The sequence below is a fragment of the Actinoplanes sp. NPDC051633 genome (genome assembly GCF_040681735.1).
GTDB lineage: Bacteria > Actinomycetota > Actinomycetes > Mycobacteriales > Micromonosporaceae > Actinoplanes.
Window position 1 is genome coordinate 1 of the sequence record NZ_JBFAZH010001011.1, and the last position, 2,822, is coordinate 2,822.

General features: G+C 71.8%; 4 protein-coding genes. All 4 read right to left on the reverse strand.

Going from position 1 to position 2,822, the window contains the following annotated elements; translation table 11 throughout:
• Nucleotides 1–300 (reverse strand): FGGY family carbohydrate kinase (locus AB0M20_RS36045; protein WP_364305084.1); only part of this gene is annotated, 300 nt, incomplete at its 3' end.
• On the reverse strand, nt 293–1,252 hold the full coding sequence (locus tag AB0M20_RS36050) for a transketolase C-terminal domain-containing protein (RefSeq protein WP_364305086.1): 960 nt from the start codon (nt 1,250–1,252) through the stop codon (nt 293–295). The genes AB0M20_RS36050 and AB0M20_RS36045, both read right to left, overlap by 8 nt.
• Nucleotides 1,249–2,130: a transketolase gene (locus AB0M20_RS36055; RefSeq protein WP_364305087.1), complete on the reverse strand. Its 882-nt coding sequence runs from the start codon at nt 2,128–2,130 to the stop codon at nt 1,249–1,251. The genes AB0M20_RS36050 and AB0M20_RS36055 overlap by 4 nt, the downstream gene beginning before the upstream one ends.
• Nucleotides 2,131–2,163: 33 nt before the next feature.
• The coding region (locus tag AB0M20_RS36060; protein WP_364305089.1) for a substrate-binding domain-containing protein at nt 2,164–2,822 on the reverse strand (659 nt) is incomplete at its 5' end.

A 2,822-nucleotide genomic window follows, 5' to 3' on the forward strand; every position in this document is an offset into this window, starting at 1 on the left:
GCCGAGAACCGGCCCGGCCGGCCTGCCGGACGACAGGTCCCAGGCCAGCGCCGACTCGCGCTGCGTGCTGAGCCCGACCGCGACGACCGAGCGTGGGTCGGCGTTGCGCAGGCAGAGCGCCGCGGCCGTGCGCACGCTGGCGAGGATTTCGTGCGCATCCTGCTCGACCCAGCCCGGTCTCGGGTACGCGATGCCGACCGGCGCCGAGCCGGTGTGCCGGACCGCGCCGGTCGCGTCGACCAGGATCGCCTTGGTCGAGCTGGTGCCCTGGTCGATCGCCAGGACGAACTGCTCAGCCATCTCTCTTGGCGAGGCCGGTGGCCGCGGCCCGGATGTCGCCGGCGGTCAGTCCGAAGTGCTCCAGCAGGTACGCGGTGGTGCCGGTCGGCGCGAACTCGCGGTGGATCCCGAGCATCCGCATCGGCACCGGTCGCGGCTCGGTGACCACCACCGCGGCGACGGCCGCGCCCAGCCCGCCGGTCGTGGTCGCCTCCTCGGCGGTGACGATGGCGCCGGTCTCCCGCATCGCCCGCCGGATCGCGTCGGAGTCGAGCGGCGCGATCGTCGACATGTTGAGCACCCGCACCGACACGCCGCCGCCGGCGGCCTCCTCGGCCGCCTGCAGCGCGCGGGACACCATGGTGCCGGTGGCGATGACGGTGACGTCGGCGCCGGCCCGCAGCTCGGCGGCTTCACCGAACCGGAAGTCGGCGTTCACCGAGGGCACCTTGAACCGGCCGATCCGCAGATACACCGGCGTGGCCGCGCCCGCCGCCCAGCGGACCGCACTCCGGGTCTCGGCCGGGTCGGCCGGCACCACGATGCCCAGCCCGGCGATCGCCCGCAGCCACGACAGGTCCTCGATCGAGTGGTGGGTGGGACCCAGCTCGCCGTACGCCATGCCCGGGCTCATCCCGCACAGCACCACGGGCGACTGGCTGTACGCGACGTCCGCCTTGATCTGCTCGAGGGCCCGGCCGGTGAGGAACGGAGCGGCGGCGCACACGAACGGCACATACCCGCTGAGCGCCAGCCCTGCACCCACGCCGACCATGTCCTGCTCGGCGATGCCCACGTTGATCAGCCGGTCGGGGAACTCCTCGGCGAAGCCGACCAGGTTGCTGGAGCCGACCGAGTCGTTGCACACGGCCACGATCCGCTCGTCCTCGCGGGCGAGCGTGATCAGCTCGTCGGCGAAGGCGACCCGGCAGTCGTACGTCTCCGCCGGTGACGGGCCGACGGCGGCGCTCATCGGGCCAGCTCCGCCGTGGCCAGGGCGATCTGCTCGGCGCTGGGCACCTTGTGGTGCCACTCGACGCGGTCCTCCATGAAGGAGATCCCTCTTCCCTTGGTCGTGTTGGCGATGACGGCCAGCGGCCGCTCGCCGGGCGGCGCCCGGAACGCGTCGAGCAGCGCCACGTGGTCGTGGCCGTCCAGCTCGACGACGTCCCAGCCGAAGGCGCGGAACTTGTCGTCGAGCGGGTCGAGGGTGTTGGTCGCCTCGGTGCGGGCCCCCTGCTGCAGCCGGTTGCGGTCGACCACCGCGGTCAGGTTGGTCAAGTGCCGGTGCCCGGCCGTCATCGCCGCCTCCCAGTTGCTGCCCTCCTGCAGCTCACCGTCGCCGAGGACGGTGTACACGTGGCGGGCGGACCCGGACAGCTTGGCGGCCACCGCCATGCCGACCGAGACCGGCAGGCCGTGCCCGAGCGGGCCGGTGTTGGTCTCCACGCCCGGCACCTTGACCCGGTTGGGGTGGCCGTTGAGCGCGGAATGCGGGCCGGCGAAGGTCTCCAGCTCCGCGCCGGCGAAGAAGCCCGCGGCCGCCAGGGTGGTGTAGAGCGCGCCGGCCGTGTGGCCCTTGCTGAGCACGAACCGGTCGCGGTCCGGCCAGTCCGGCTTCTCCGGGTCCACCCGCAGCACGCCGAAGTAGAGCGTGGTCAGGATGTCCAGGACGGACATGTCGCCGCCGACGTGGCCGAGCTTCGCGCGTCCGACCATCTCCAGGTCGGTGGTCCGCGACTGGTTGGCCCGGCGGCGCAGCATCTCGCGGCGCTGCTCGGGTGCGGCCTCGGTCAGTTCCTGGCGGAAGCGGTGCCAGGCGGCTGCGGCCGTGGGGTCGGCGACGAGCATGTCAGTCCTTCCGGAATGGGGTGCGGCGAGGCGTCAGGAGCCGGTGACGGCGAAGTTGGTCACGCTCTTGGCGTTGTCCGCGTTCACCAGCACGCAGTCCACCGACTGCTTCTCCGGCTGGCTGGCCTTGCCACCGGCCTTGATGTACGCGTCCGCCTGGTCGACCGCCATCTGCGAGATCTGGCTGGCCGGCTGCAGCACGGTGGCCTTGATGCCGTCCTTGAGGATCGAGTTGACCACGTCCGGGCTGCCGTCGAAGCCGGTGACGATGATCTTCTTCTTGGAGGCCTGCACCGCGGCCCACGCGCCCAGCGCCATGGTGTCGTTGCCGGCGATGATGCCCTTGATGTTGGGGTGCGCCTGCAGGATCGTCTGGGTCTTCTGCAGCGCCTCGGCCTGGTCCCAGTTGGCGCTCTGCTGCGCCACCATCTTGAGGTCCGGGAACTGGTCGAGGACGCCGTGGTAGCCCTGGGAGCGGACGCCGGCGTTGGTGTCGGTCGCCTTGCCGGTCAGCTCGGCGTACTCGCCCTTGTTGCCCATCAGCTTGGCGAACTCGGCGCCGCCGAGGCCGGCGCCCTGCGCGTTGTTGGAGACGATCTGGGCCACCGCGACACCGGTCTTGTTGATCTCCCGGTCGATCAGGAAGGTCGGGATCTTCGCGTCCTTGGCGCGCTGGATCGCGGCCTCGGAGG